The organism is Kitasatospora sp. GP82 (genome assembly GCF_029892105.1).
Classification (GTDB): Bacteria; Actinomycetota; Actinomycetes; order Streptomycetales; family Streptomycetaceae; genus Kitasatospora.
The window spans coordinates 1-12,970 of sequence record NZ_JARZAJ010000080.1; the positions used below are offsets into that span (position 1 = coordinate 1).

A 12,970-nucleotide genomic window follows, 5' to 3' on the forward strand; every position below is an offset into this window, starting at 1 on the left:
GCCCGTGGCGTTGTCAATTCGGCCCCGTGGCTTTCCAGTTGGCGGCATCGTTAATCCGGCAGGACACCACTTCTACGGGAGGCACGATGGGATTGGAACGGCGTCGGGTTCTGTTCGGAGAGCCCGAGAGGATCACCGGGAATGCCGAGCAGGATGCGTTGGCGACGGCCCTGCGGGCCATCGAGGCCAGAGAGGGGGAGCGCCGGGGGTGGGACCAGCCTCCGCGCCTGTTCGCCCTGCATCTGGCGGACATCGACTCCGGGGCGATCGAGCTGCGGGTGGTCCCGCCCCGGCTGTGGGCGGTGCCCGGCCACCGGAACCCGGCGGACGCCCTGGCGGCCTTCGCCGCCCGCTTCCCCGAGCCGGAGGCGGTCGGCCACCTCGCCTTCGCCGACTCCCCGGGCGGCTTCGCCGGGCTCGCCCAGATGCACGAGGGCTGGGCCGCGCCGGACGACGCCGAGGAGTCTGCGGAGGAACGGGCCCGCCGCGCCGCCGGAGAGCGCACCTACAAGGACCGCCCCGACCGCCTGGAGGTGCGCCTGGTGATCGCCGTCGACATCAACGGGCACTCCTACCTGCTGAGGCGCATCCGGGGCGGTGAGGCGGAGATGGTGTCCACCGCCGCGACCGACGACCGCCACATCAGCCAGGCCCGGGGCCGGGTCCCCCACGCCCTCGGCCGCCTGGTCCACGCCGTCCGCACCGGCGTCCTCACCCTCGACTGACCCCGGTTCGCCGGCGCCTTGCCCGGCCCCGCCCCGGGGGCGGAGGATGGATGAAAAAGCCCAGGTCCGGGCACGTGAGCGCGCCCGGACCCGTGCCGCGCGCCGCCCTTGCTGCGGCACGCGAGAGGGCCCGCCACCACCGGTGGCGGGCCCTTCCTGCTGCCCGGGTCAGTCCCGGGTCTCTGTCAGGCGCCGAGGCCGATGTGGGAGACGTAGGTGTAGGCGCCCCAGTCGGAGTCGAGGTCGCTGATGATGTCGTCCCAGAGCTCTTCGAGCTTGTCGAGGTCGCCGGTGGTCATGGCGTCGACGGCGTCGTCCCAGACGTAGCGGACCTGGAGCGGGCGGATGCGCAGGTTGTCACGGCGGCGGGGTTCGTCGACGACGTTCTGATTGATCGGGTGGATCTCCACCTTGGTGCCCCGACCGGCGTTGTTGAGGTGCTGCTTGAACGCGCCGGGGTTGGCGAGCACGTTGCGGGCCCGCAGGTTCCAGTAGGCAGTATCGATGGCTTCGAGGTTGGCGGGGCGGGGACGGCGGGTGCCTTTGGCCCAGGCCCGGATGGTGGCCGGGGTGGCGGCGACCCCCGCGTCGGCGAGGGCCTGTGCGCCGCCCTTGGTGGTGGTGAGGTAGCGCATCCGGGCGGCCAGGCCACGGCGGCTGGTGGGCGGGGACTTGATGCCGCCCTCAACGATCATCCGCTCCAGGGCGTCTTCCAGGGCTTGGCCGAGGGCGACTTTCCCGTGCACGTTTCCGGAGTCGCGGCCCGCGCCGTACTTCCCGAAGTTCTTCCATCCGTCGGTCGACATTTAGGCGCTCCGCTTCCGGGAGAGGGGCAGGGTGTACTGGTCCTTGAGTTTCATCTGCGTGGTGAGGCGGCCCTCGGTGAAGACCGTCCGCCAGTCCGTGTCCGAGGTGACGTGGAGTTCGTCGGTGCCGCGCAGCCGGACAATGGTGAGCCCGGCGTTGTGGGCACGGTGGGCCTTGTACCAGAGGTTGGCGAATGCCTGGCTGCGGATGATGTGCATCCAGTCGGGGCGGCGGATTTCGCGGTTGTAGGTGGATTCGCCGATCGTGGACGCGAATTTGGCGTAGATGGCCTTGATGTACTTCTCGGTGATGGCGTCGTCGTCGGTGATGGCGTTCTCGCGGGCCTGGGTGAGGACCCGGCGGAACTTCTCCAACAGGCCCTCGGAGGCGCCGGAGGTCCAGCACTCGGTGATGTGCGGCGCCTCACACAGGCCGAGCTTGGCGCAGCGGATGAGCAGGCGGACGGTGGCGTCGTCCAGGAGGAGCGGGCCGCTCTCGTGGCGGTTGCCGATGGGGTCGGGCAGGTGGGGGTGGTCCCAGGCCGGGCGGGCGGGCAGGCGGTAGATGCCGGAGCGCTTGGGGTCGAAGCCGCCGTCGGGGCGGTGGACGAGGGCGCCGATCGGCAGGTGGGTCTTCAGGGCGCTGCAATAGGCGGCGTTGGTGTCGAGGACGTCAACGCTCACCTCGGCCGGGTCTCCCCTGCGGACGGCCTCCATGAGTGGGGCGTTCTCCCACTTGTGGCGGCCTTCCCAGACTTCGTCAGCGCCACTGCGGGTCTTCTTGCTGAGGAACTCCAGGCGCTCCGGGTAGACGGTGTGCTCGTAGGCGGCGCCGACGCGGGTGGCCTCGAACAGGGCCATGCCGTTCGGAATCGCCCGCTTCTCCAGCGCGGCGGCGGCGGCTTCGGTGTCGCCCCCGGCTTCGGCCAGGGCTTGCTCCACCGCCGAGGTGATCATGTCGAGGTAGTAGCCCAGGTCCCGCCCGGTGCTGGCGTACTCGGATCGGCTGGGGGTGGGGCGTTGCGGGCGGCTGCCGGTAGCCGGGGCGGCCGGGGCGGCCGGGGCGGCCGGGGCGGCCGGGGGCGTCTGGGGTTCGACCGGCGCCGTGCCGGTTGTCGCGGTGGCGCAGAACTGGCCGAGGTGGGCGGGGACGCCGCCGATGCGGTGGCGGACGGTCCGGCCGCAGCGCACGCACGGGGCGGGGGGCCCGAGGACGGGTACGCCGTCGGGGCCCCGGTCGAAGTCCGGTTCCGCTGCGGCCGGGGCCGGGGGCTGGACCGGCTCGGGCGCGGGTGTCGGCGGGGCGGGGGCGAAGGTCGCCGGGACGGCGGGGCGGGCCAGGGCCTGGGCGGCGCGGGTGGGGCCGGAGATCAGGTCGACCGGGGTCATGCCCCAGTGGGCGGCCAGGGCGTCGACGTCGTCCAGGGTCCAGGCCGCCGCGCCGGACTGACGTCTGGACACCTTGTCCTGGGTCAGTCCGATGCTGGAGGCGAGCTGGGCCTGGGTCTCCCCGGTGGCTTGGCGGAGCGCGGCCACGGTGAGCCGCAGCGTTTCCAACGTGCTGAGTGCCATGTCCCAAGGCTACCCCCATCGCATGGGAAAATCGCATGCCATACAAGAAAATTCCGAATGTGTCTGATTTTGAGCGTGCGAGAGCCCCCGCCGATCAGTCCGGCGGGGGCTCTCGTGTGGGTGCTAGCTCACGTCCTGGCAGGCCCGGCGGCCCTCGGTGCCGTCGAACCCGACGCACACCGCGCCGGGCTTCAGGTCCATCCACCCCCAGTCGGCGGTGATCTCGTCGCCGTCCCGGTGCCCGGTCACCGGGACGAACGGCTCGCCGCCGCCCTTGTACAGGTGGGCGGTCCGCTCATTGACGCCCTTCGGGGGGTTGGCCCAGACCGCGATCACGTGATCCTGGCGGGTGCCCCGTCCCACCAGGCGGATGCAGACCTGGGGGCCGGAGAGATGGTGAGTGCAGGCCGAACTCGTCCGGTGCGCCGGTGCCGCGTCAGCCGCCGGGACGGGGAGCAGCAGGGTGCCGGCTAAAGCGGCGGCGACCCCTGCGGACTGTGCGATGCGTCGTGTCATGCCTGATCAACGAGGCGGGGGCGTCTCGGTCGCGGTCGCGGCGCGCTCCACTCCGGGGCCGAGCGCCCGCCGCCCCGGCCGGTCGGCCGGTCGGAGCGGCACGGGCTCCGCGTCCACCAGGCGCTCGGCGGCAAGCAGCGCGCGGCGGCCGAGGAGCGGTCCGGCGTCGTCCGGTCCGGCGTCGTCCGAGGCTGGCTGGTGCAGGGGGCGCCGGGCGGCAGGCTGATCGGTCATCAGGACATGGTGCCAGCTGCCACCACCGGCGCGCAGCGCCCCAAGGCCCCCCGGGCGGCCGATCACGGCCAGGACCGACCCGGTGGGCCGATCCTGGCCGAAATGGCGTCAGACGCCCGCCTGAGCCGTTTCCGGGTGGCATTCCCGGCACTTCTGGCCGGACGGCATCCCCGTCACCGTGCGGAAGCGGGGGTTGAACTGCGCGGCGGGGTTCCCGTCGCCACACCGGCCGCACCACTCCGGCAGCCCGGGGCGCGCACTCAAACTGGCGGCCAGCACCGGGACCGTAGACCGCTCCACGTGCTTCTCCAGGTCGGTCCAGCCCTTCGGCGCCATCTCCCGCGCCCGGTCTGCCAGCCAGTCCACCGGCAGACCATCGGCCAGCAGCTTCGCTGCCTGCGCCGCCAACGCCGCCCGGGTGCCGTTCACCACCGGCCGACCCAGCGCCGCCGCGTACGCCGCCACCACCACCGCCGATCCCTCCGGCTGCTCCCGGTCGTCCCGCTGCTCCGGCACCAGACCCTCGGCGTTAGCCGGAGTGGTCTTGGTTGTGTCTGGCGCAGCCGAACTCTCTCTCTCGTTGGCGAGGCCCGCGCGCGCGTTCGGGTCAGCTGACAACGGCGAGAGAGAGAGGGTTTCTTTTGAGGCGAGAGTTACAGGAACTGATTGGGGGACTGAGAGTCCCCCCTGGGGGGACTGAGAGTCCCCCCTCCCCCGGGACTGAGAGTCCCCCCTCCCCCCATCCGCGAGGGGGGACTGAGAGTCCCCCCTCGCCTCGGGGCGCTTCTTGCCGAGGTCGCTGCGCCGAGCCTTCGGGGGCGGGGGCGCGATGTCCGGGCGGTTCGTCGGGGTGAGTGGGGGAAGCCCCCGCTGCTCCCGCTCCTCGTTGATGCGGGTGAGCCGTTCCACCCCGTACCAGGAGCACGGGATCAGTAGGTCGTAGACCTTGGGGCGGGTGCGCTCGGGGATGTAGCGAGCTGCGGACTGATCCCCCAGGGCGATCAACCCGCGCTCCTGCATCGCCTTGAGCTTGCGCTGAACCGTCTTCACGTCGCACAGTCCGGCCTTGGCCATCGTCCGCCTGGACGGGAAAGCGTTGCAGCCGTCGGAGTCCGACTTCTCCCCGAGGGCGACCAGGACCAGCCGCTCGGTCGTGTCCGCAGTCGGGCTGTCCTTCAGTGCCCACAGCATCGGCTCCAGGCTCACAGGTCACCGCCGACGGGCGTGCCGACCGCCACCGGCTGTGGCGTGCTGTGGGGGGTCTTGCGTACGCTCATCTTGAGCGCACCTCCTCAGAGAGTGCTTTGTTGCCGGGGCTGGCACCCCGGTGAACCTTCAGGCCCCGCTGATGCGGGGCCTGTTGCGTTGTGGATCAGACCGAGAGTACGGACTGCCTGCCGCCGACCACGGCGGCCAGCCTCACGGCGGGCAGCTGCCGGATGGCGTGCGTCGGACCCATCAGCAGATCCGGCGGGTGCATCCCGTAGTGCGCGGCCAGCTTCTCCAGGTCGGCGATCGCCCAGGCCGAGCGGCCCGACTGCTTGCGGGAGACCTGGGCCTGGCTGATGCGCAGTCCGGCGGCCAGCGCCTCCTGTGACTCCCCGGTGTGGTGCATGAGGGCTGCGACCGTGGTCCGCAGCATCGCCTCTACTGACGTGCTCAATTGCAGCTCCCGCAAGTGTTATGCACTGGGTGTATGACGCTAGGTCAGAGGGGGGTGTGGCGTCTGCCGACACGCCGAGGGTCAGTCCGCCTTCCTGGCGGGCCGCTTCGGGCGCACCTCGATGCCCGCGTTCTCCAGCCAGCCGTACAGGGTGCCGGGGCTGACCTGTGCCAGCTCGCGGGCGCGATTGCGTCCGGCCCCGGCCCGTACGGCGCGGACGGCCACGGGCTCCATCTCTGTCAGCAGCTCTGCGGCCTGCCTCAGCAGTGCGGCACGCCGCTCGCCGAGGTCCGCCAGCTCGCGCAGGGCGGCCACCTGCGCCTCCTCTGGGATCTCCATGGGGAGAGCATAACCAGAAACACGGACCGTTTAAAGGTTGTACGGACCGTGGTTTGTGTGCCACAGTGGAGCCACTCCGGAAACGGAGCGGCCCCGACCAGGTGATCTCACCCACCTGGCCAGGGCCTTGAGCACCCACCCCTGCACACACAGGAGGAGGCGATCCGTCATGGATCGTACCGAGCACGAGGCTGCCCAGGCGCAGCCGACCCCAGCCCAGGCGCCGGCCAACCCGCCCGCCCAGCCCCAGCAGCCGACCACGGCGCAGCTGCGGGACTATGCGGCCGACCTGTCCGGCCAGATCACCGAGCACCTGTCGGGCGGTGGCCAGTGAGCACCGCTGCCCGCACCGAGACCCTGAACCGGCTGCTGAACACGGCGCTGTCCCTCGCGGAGGCATCCCGGATCCGGCTGGAGCGCTGCGCCCCGGTCAACAGCCACCCCGACGTCCAGCGCCAGCACGCCGAGGCGCAGACCCGTCTCGCCGACACCTACATCGCCCTGGCCCGTGCGCTCGGCGAGCTGACGGGCTGACGGTCCCGCCCCCAAGGGGGCGGGCCTGCCCGCCCCCTCTCTTCCCCGGATTCACCCCCCTGAGAGGGCACTCATCGTGAAGTACCGCACCGAGCGCCGGAGTGTCGCGGCGCTGCACACCCGGGACGGGATCACCGCCCCGATCACCCGCACGGAGACCGTCCGGGTGCCGGTCCCGCCCCGCGACTGGGAGACCATCGGTCTCCGGGTGGCGGTGGGCGTGGTCATCGCCCTGACGCTGGTCTCGATCGTCTGGTCCACGGTCAGCATCGGGAACCTGCTGGCCGGTGGCACCGGCTACGCCGCTGGCAGCATCTTCGACGCGGCATGGATCGTCTGCATCACCTTGGAGTTGCTGGCCCGCTACGAGCCGGAGAAGCGGGTCCTGCCCCAGCGGCTGGGCTGGGTGCTGCTGGCCGTCACCATGGTGGCCATCGCCGGAGACGGCTGGGCCTCCCACGCCTGGGGCCAGGTCGCCGTGGGCCCGCTGGTCTCCCTGGTCGCGAAGATCCTGTGGCAGGCCGTCATGCACCACATCCACCGCGAGCTGTCCGACGACGACCTGGCATGGATGCACCACCAGCGCAGTGAGGCTCACCTGGGCCTGGCCCTGGCTGGCACCCGCCGCCAGGTGGCCCGGGTCCGGGCTCACGCCGCCGCCGAGCTGCTCGCGATGGAGCAGGCCGGGTACCCGGCCGAGGTGCTGACCGCCGAGGTGGTCGCTCCCCCGGTGGTGCCGACCCGCAGTCAGGCCACCCTGGACGATGCCTCGGACGGCATCCTCGCGGACTCCGTCTACGGCACCGAGGCGTCCGAGACGACGGTCTCCGCGATCGACGCCGCCCGCGCCGACGGCTGGACCGTGCGGGAGATCTACGCCGCCGCGATGGCCGCCCGCCCTGTCGGCGTCACCCGATCGGATGACGCCGGATATCTGCCCCGGATGGCATCCGGCCAGGTCAGTACGCCGTCCGCCGCCCCGCCCATCCGGCCCGGCTTCCAGTCCGAGCGGGTGCCCGAGCAGCCGCACCGGGCGGAGCAGACCACCAGCCTGTCCCTGGCCACCGCCGTACGGGTCCTGATGACCGGCGGGGTGACCGACCGGGACAAGCTCCAGGCGCTCCTCCCGCCCCTGGTGGGCAAGCCGTACTTGGAGGAGTCGCTGGACCGGGAGATCCGGAAGTGGCGCCCCCGGGCGGACGAGTGATCGGAAAACCGCCTCCGGGTGACACCCCGGACCGTCACAATCGGCACTCCGCCAGCACCGTTCGCACAGTGAGGACTGACACCGTGACACCCGACCCCACCACCAGCGCCGCCCCCGCCGTGGGCGATCAGGTGATCGTCGTCTGCGGAGACCGGTACATCGGCCAGACCGGGCGTGTCGTCTACGTGCAGTCGGACGGCTCGCTGCTGGTGGACGGCCTGCGCGGCGCGGTCATGGAGGCGCTGGTGGGCTGGCCCGCGCTCCGCCCCGACCAGCTGCGGCAGACCGCCCGCAGCGCTCAGTAGTTAGGCAGTACGGCCGGGCCCGGCCGGTGGCTAGACCGACCGGGCCCTACCTCCCGAACCATCACTAGGCAGCACGGAGGCACGGCAACATGACCAGCACTCAGACCACCACGCAACCGGCGCCCGAGGCGACCGACGAGTCCCGGCCGGTCTCCCACAACCCCCGGGTGGCGGTGCCCATCCCGCCGAGACCGGCGTACGCCCCCTCGGTCCCCGCCAGCGACGACGACTCCGTCTACGTCGACGCCGCCCCGGCCGCAGAACCCGACGTCACCCCCCGTCAGGCCACCGCACCGCAGCGCCCCCAGGCGCCCGGCATCCCGGCCGGACCCCTGATGCTCACCCTGGCCAACCTTGGCGGGATCGCCACCACCACTGCCCTGTACGCCGGGGGCATCCCCGGCGTCGCGGCCGTCGGCACGGTCGCCGGTGCGGCCGGGGCGCTGCGCACCGCCTACGCCTTCCGCCGCGTCAGCCGGGGCCGGGGCTACGGCGGCTACGGCTACGGCGGGCTGTTCGGCGGCCGGGGCCTGCGCGGCGGCCGGTTCGGCCGGTGGGGGGCCGGGCGCCACGGCGGCGCCATGATGTCGCCCTCGGTCGGCCTGTCCGGCGGCACCCGGGGCTCCGGCACACGCTACGCCGGATCCCCGGCGACCGGGGACAGCCGCGCCGACCGGGTGCGCTCCCCGTTCCTGGGCAAGCAGCACCGCCGGGCCGCCGCCGAGGCCGCCAGCACGATGCCGTCGGCCGCAGGCCGGGCCGCCGCCCCGGGCGTCGGGGGGCCGGTCTCCCTCGGCAAGGTCGGCCACCAGGGCGCCGGGGCCGGATCGGCCGGCGCAAGGGGCGGCGCCTCGCGGCAGGCCGGACAGGCGGGCGTGGAGCGGGGCGGAATCCGCGGTGCCCTCTCCCGCCTGTCCGGGCCCGGCAGCAAGGCCGGGCAGACCATCGCCGCCGCCCGGCGGCGCACCGCCCCGGTGGCCGACCGCGTCGGCCAGGCCGCCCGCGACGCGCAGACCGCCGTCCCCGGCCGGATCCGGCAGGCCGGGAGCGCCGCCGCCCGCGCCTGGAAGGACAGCGCGCGGACCCGCCGGAATCAGCGCCGCTGGTGGCGGGTCGCCCGCAAGGCCACCGTCAGCTTCGTGCTGGCAGCCGTAGCCGGGACCGTCGCCCAGGTGCTCCAGCCCTGGCGCTGGGGCGCCGGGTGGCGGGCCGGGGTCCGCGTGTGGAACTGGCGGGCCAACCGCAGCCGCGCCAAGGAAGACGTCCGGGACGCCAAGGCCACCGCCGCCGACGCCAAGGCCACCCGCAAGCCCCGCAAGGCCACCGTCACCGACCCCGGCCGCAGGTCGGCCCCGGCGGCACCCGCCGCCCCCGCCACAGGAGGAGACAGCATGTCCGCACCCCAGGTGTTCGCCCGCGCCGCCGAGGCCGTCGCCAGCGCGTACCAGCAGTACAGCCCGCCGCACATGCTGGCCGTCGCCGCCGAGTACGAGGGACTGCCCGCCGGGATCCGCTCCGCCGCCAAGGCGCTCGGGCAGCTCGCCCTGAACACCGCCGAGCGCTACCCCGCACACAAGGCCGTGGCCGAGGCCGTGACCGGCGTGGTCGCCTCGATGCTCACCGCCGCGCAGACCGCCGACGAGATCGCCCCGGCCTTCCGGCACCTGCACGCCGACGACATCGCCCGCCACACCGCCCCCCGCAACGGCTGGACCGGCGAGCAGATGTGGAACATCGGCGCGGGCACCGGCGGCAGCCAGACCTACGAATCGGTCTTCGCCCGCTCCGCCGCCGAGGTCGAGACCGCCTACGCGAAGTTCGACCCAGCCCGGATGCCCGAGGTCGGCGCCGAGTACGAGAGCCTCCCGGCCGGGATCGAGCACCTGGCCGCCGCCGTGCAGTCCCTCGCCGTGAACTCCGCCAGCAGCTACGCCGTGGACCCGCAGATCCCCGAGATGGTCGGTCTGGTCCACCACCGCCTGATGCAGGCTGTCAGCGAGGCGCAGAGCATCATGCCGCTCTTCCGCCGGGTCCACGCCAAGGACCTCGCCCGCCACGAGGCGCCGCGCAACGGGATCGCCGCCGAAGCCATGTGGAACGTCTGACCATCCGCCCACCCACGGGGCCCCGGCCTGCGCCGGGGCCCCACCCCAGAAGGGAGCACGTCATGAGCAAGCGTCAGAGCCCGATCGACTGGACGGGGGGCCACACCCCGGCGTGGGCGGCCATCAACGGCGCCGGGATCAGCGCGGTCACCGCGACCGCCGGATACCTGGCCCACGCTCCCCTGTGGATCGGCCCGGCCGAAGGCGCGGCCGGAGCCATCGCCGCCGCCGCCGTCGCCACCCGCCGCCGCTTCAGCCCCGGCCACCGCGTCTACCGGGCCGCTACCTGGCTGGTCGCGGGCGGCTGGACCAGCTGGGCCATGGAGACCGGCCCGTGGTCGTCCTGGTGGCCAGCCACCGCCCTGATCGCCGGGGCCACCCTGGCATGGGGCTGCTCCGCCGCCTACGAGGCGTGGGAGGAGGAGGCGCCCGCCCGCCGCGCCGCCGCAGAGGCCCAGGCCCAGCGAGAGAAGACCGGCGACGCGTGGGAGGAGCGCCTGGAGCGGGTCTGCCGCGTCGCCGGGTGCCACGTCATCGGGGTGGAGGAGTGGGAGACCGGCAAGGGCTACAGCATCGAAGTGGAACTCCCCGGCGGGACCACGGTCGACGCCATCGCCAGCCAGGCCATGGCGCTGCGCTCCGACCTGCGCCTGCCCCGGGGCTGCACGCTGGAGGTGGACCAGGGTGAGGACTACGGCGTGATCGTGATCCGCGTCAACACCGTGGACGGAATCGCACAACTCATCCCATTTCCGGAGGACTTGTCGCGAACCTCGATCAACAACCCGTTCTCCCTGGGCGAGTTCCGCGACGGGGAGAAGTCACTGGCCAGCCTGCGATTCCACTGCGGCTTGATCATCGGCCAGCCCGAAGGCGGCAAGACCAACCTGCTGAACGTCATCAACGCCTCCCTCGGGCGCTGCGACGACGTGCTGATCTGGCACATCGATACCACCGGCGCGGGCATCACCCTGCCCTGGCTGCGCTCCTGGGCCCGTGAAGGCACCGCATCCAAGCCGGTCGTCGACTGGTCCGCCAGCACCGTGGACGAGGCGCTTCTCATGCTCTGTGTCGCCGAAGAGATCATCGCGGTCCGCAAGCGCGACTACCAGGATCTGATGTACGCGGTGAACGACGACAAGGTGCCGGTGGACCACACCCGCCCCGAAATCATCATCATCGCCGACGAGGTCGCCCAGCTTCCCCAGCCGGTCCAGGACGGCATCAACGCCGTCATCAATACCGGCCGCGCCTCAGGCGTACGCGCCGTCAACTCCGCGCTCCGGGGCACCCGGGACATGGTATCGGCGTCCATGAAGGAAATGACGAGGCTCCGAATCGCCATGCGAGTCTCCGATGAAAGCGAATACCACCAGATCTTCAATGACCCGCGCGGGCTCAAAAAAGCCGACGCCGCCGTGCAGGGATCCGGCTTCTTCGAATACGACAACAGCGCCGTTCAGGCATTCAAGGCATACCGGCTGGAGCCGAAGGACATCGCCCGCATCTCACAGGTCGTCGCCGGATACCGGCCGGTGATGGACGAGATCAGCCTTGGAATTCCCTCCGCTGACGTCTACCGGACCCGCTGGGAGCGGACCCTCCCCCAGCTGTACAAGCCCGGAACACCGCTCTCCCCCGCCGCACAGGAAATCCTCGACCGCGCCCCGGCAGTCCCCACCCCGACCATCATTTCCACCGAATCCGCTGCGCCCGCCCCCGGAAAGGGAGACGGATTGGACGCCCTGCGGGCGATGCTTTTCCCCGTCTCCGGTGGGGACCCGCAGCCGCCGGCAGAACCGGCCGATGCGGCCCCGGCCCCGGCGCCGATGGCCGACCCCGCGATCGGCCGGGCCTTCGGCCAGGTGCTGGACGATGCCACGTGGCACCTGGCCCCGGAGACCGTGGACCTGCCCCAGCCGCCCGCCCTCGGCGTCGTCCCGCCGACCGACATCACCGACCCGGTCCAGCTCCGGACGCTGGAGTTGATCGACGCCAGCGGCCCGGACGGGCGCGGCGCCAGCGCCCTGGTCCGCGAGCTGACGGCCGAGGGCACCACCCGCGACCGGGGCACCGTGCAGCGCTGGCTCACCACCTGGGCGGCCTCGGGCCTGATCGTCCGCCAGAGCCGGGACGGCGGGCAGGTCGCCTACATCCGCCCCTGGCACGACCAGCCGCAGCGCCACTCTGCGTAACTGCCGGGTGTTGCACCACCCCTGAGGCACCAGGGGTGGTGCAACACCCGAAAACGGGGGGTCACGGCCCCCCGGGGGGTGCCAACCCCCCCTTCTCCCGGCGCTGTTGCCACAGGCCACAGGCCACACCCCGCAGCCCCACCAGTAACTCTCCGTAGAGGGAAGAGGAATCATGAACGGCTACAACTCCAGCGGCCTGAAGACCCCCGCCGAGATCACCGCCGCCGCCCAGGCCGCACTCGACGTCTGGCCCGGCGACGCGAACAGCATCGAGGCCGCCGCCGTCCTCGCCGAACTCCAGGCCGTCCACACCGGCAACGGCTTCTGGGACCGGGACCGGGCCATCCGCGCCCGGCAGTTGGCCAACTGGATGGCCGACTACTCCCAGTTCCAGGCCGAGGCCCGCACGTTCACCGCCGCCGTCATCCCCGCCGCGAGGATCGACGACGCCCCCATCGACCCGGCCCTGAGGGCCACCGGCCGCGTGATCGCCCCCAGCGAGATGGGCGTCATCCTTGACGATCTCCTGATTCAGCTCGGCATCGACACCACCACGTACGAGCGCATCACCCTCATGGAATTCGCCGAAAAGGTCGACTGGCCGACCTTCGCCACTGTCGTCAGCCTGATGAAGCGCGTCGCCAAAATGACCGACGCCACCGAAAACAGCGAGCGCGTCTAACCACGCCGCTTTGCTGACACCGACTCCCGGGGTTTGCCGGGGGTCGGTGTTTTGTCGTGGGGATGGGTTTTTCGCATGCCGCCGAGT

15 protein-coding genes are annotated in these 12,970 nt (G+C 72.2%); 8 read left to right on the forward strand and 7 right to left on the reverse strand.

Annotation, left to right across the window (positions count from 1 at the left end; genetic code table 11):
- The first annotated feature begins 86 nt into the window (after positions 1-86).
- On the forward strand, positions 87-725 hold the full coding sequence (locus tag P3T39_RS36180; RefSeq protein ID WP_280703570.1) for a hypothetical protein: 639 nt from the start codon (positions 87-89) through the stop codon (positions 723-725).
- 185 nt (positions 726-910) lie between these two features.
- Here P3T39_RS36180 and P3T39_RS36185 read toward each other — a convergent pair whose 3' ends face one another.
- The 7 genes from P3T39_RS36185 to P3T39_RS36215 all read right to left on the reverse strand — a co-directional run bounded on the left by P3T39_RS36185 (position 911) and on the right by P3T39_RS36215 (position 5,855).
- Positions 911-1,531 carry a hypothetical protein gene (locus P3T39_RS36185; protein WP_280703571.1) on the reverse strand — a complete coding sequence of 207 codons (621 nt, stop codon included), beginning with the start codon at positions 1,529-1,531 and terminating at the stop codon, positions 911-913.
- Positions 1,532-3,103 (reverse strand): helix-turn-helix transcriptional regulator, encoded by a 1,572-nt coding sequence (locus P3T39_RS36190; protein WP_280703572.1) that lies wholly within the window; start codon positions 3,101-3,103, stop codon positions 1,532-1,534.
- 123 nt (positions 3,104-3,226) lie between these two features.
- Entirely contained in the window at positions 3,227-3,619 is a 393-nt protein-coding gene (locus tag P3T39_RS36195) for a hypothetical protein (protein WP_280703573.1), read from the reverse strand.
- A gap of 6 nt (positions 3,620-3,625) precedes the next feature.
- Complete coding sequence (locus P3T39_RS36200; protein ID WP_280703574.1) at positions 3,626-3,853, reverse strand: hypothetical protein; 228 nt, start codon at positions 3,851-3,853, stop codon at positions 3,626-3,628.
- Between the two features lie 108 nt (positions 3,854-3,961).
- Complete coding sequence (locus tag P3T39_RS36205; protein WP_280703575.1) at positions 3,962-5,044, reverse strand: helix-turn-helix domain-containing protein; 1,083 nt, start codon at positions 5,042-5,044, stop codon at positions 3,962-3,964.
- Positions 5,045-5,225: 181 nt separating this feature from the next.
- A complete protein-coding gene (locus P3T39_RS36210) occupies positions 5,226-5,516 on the reverse strand; it encodes a helix-turn-helix domain-containing protein (protein ID WP_280703576.1) in 291 nt (96 codons plus the stop codon).
- An 81-nt stretch (positions 5,517-5,597) separates the two neighbouring features.
- Positions 5,598-5,855, reverse strand: a complete 258-nt coding sequence (locus tag P3T39_RS36215) for a hypothetical protein (RefSeq protein WP_280703577.1) — start codon at positions 5,853-5,855, stop codon at positions 5,598-5,600.
- Between the two features lie 169 nt (positions 5,856-6,024).
- Between P3T39_RS36215 and P3T39_RS36220 the strand changes: the two genes are divergently transcribed.
- From P3T39_RS36220 to P3T39_RS36250, 7 genes are all read left to right on the forward strand, one after another.
- Positions 6,025-6,189, forward strand: a complete 165-nt coding sequence (locus P3T39_RS36220) for a hypothetical protein (RefSeq protein ID WP_280703578.1) — start codon at positions 6,025-6,027, stop codon at positions 6,187-6,189.
- Positions 6,186-6,389 carry a hypothetical protein gene (locus P3T39_RS36225; protein WP_280703579.1) on the forward strand — a complete coding sequence of 68 codons (204 nt, stop codon included), beginning with the start codon at positions 6,186-6,188 and terminating at the stop codon, positions 6,387-6,389. Before P3T39_RS36220 ends, P3T39_RS36225 begins: the two co-directional genes overlap by 4 nt.
- A gap of 76 nt (positions 6,390-6,465) precedes the next feature.
- Positions 6,466-7,596: a hypothetical protein gene (locus tag P3T39_RS36230; protein ID WP_280703580.1), complete on the forward strand. Its 1,131-nt coding sequence runs from the start codon at positions 6,466-6,468 to the stop codon at positions 7,594-7,596.
- 83 nt (positions 7,597-7,679) lie between these two features.
- Complete coding sequence (locus tag P3T39_RS36235) at positions 7,680-7,901, forward strand: hypothetical protein (protein ID WP_280703581.1); 222 nt, start codon at positions 7,680-7,682, stop codon at positions 7,899-7,901.
- 89 nt (positions 7,902-7,990) lie between these two features.
- Positions 7,991-10,006: a hypothetical protein gene (locus tag P3T39_RS36240; RefSeq protein WP_280703582.1), complete on the forward strand. Its 2,016-nt coding sequence runs from the start codon at positions 7,991-7,993 to the stop codon at positions 10,004-10,006.
- 62 nt (positions 10,007-10,068) lie between these two features.
- Positions 10,069-12,201, forward strand: coding sequence for a hypothetical protein (locus P3T39_RS36245; RefSeq protein WP_280703583.1), 2,133 nt, complete (start codon positions 10,069-10,071; stop codon positions 12,199-12,201).
- A 172-nt stretch (positions 12,202-12,373) separates the two neighbouring features.
- Positions 12,374-12,883, forward strand: coding sequence for a hypothetical protein (locus tag P3T39_RS36250; RefSeq protein ID WP_280703584.1), 510 nt, complete (start codon positions 12,374-12,376; stop codon positions 12,881-12,883).
- Positions 12,884-12,970 lie beyond the last annotated feature (87 nt).